Annotated in this window: 1 protein-coding gene; it reads right to left on the bottom strand. The window is 48.5% G+C overall.

The window, feature by feature from the left end; genetic code table 11:
* Nucleotides 1-239, bottom strand: a 239-nt coding sequence (locus HMPREF3057_RS04170; RefSeq protein ID WP_180364448.1) for a G5 domain-containing protein, incomplete at both ends; no start/stop codon positions are given.

The raw sequence follows: 239 nt of genomic DNA, 5'->3' as shown, positions 1-239 counted from the left end.
ACTTCATTTACAGGAGCGTCTGTTGGTTTCTCGCTAACAGGGCCTGTTCCAACTGTTACGATTTCTGAGACCGCTGGAGTCGTCACTTCGTTAGAGAGTTCCTGGCTTCTCTCTACTTTTCCATCTACCATGTACTGACGGGTGACGATTGTACGCACGCCATCTTGACCAGCTTGAGTTATCTTGATTTGGCCAACTGGCAAGCTATCACTCTCTACTCGTTCTCGAGTGTAGGGTTC

It is taken from the genome of Streptococcus sp. HMSC072D05 (assembly GCF_001815805.1).
Lineage (GTDB): Bacteria > Bacillota > Bacilli > Lactobacillales > Streptococcaceae > Streptococcus.
This window is presented reverse-complemented; position numbering and strand designations above follow the sequence as displayed.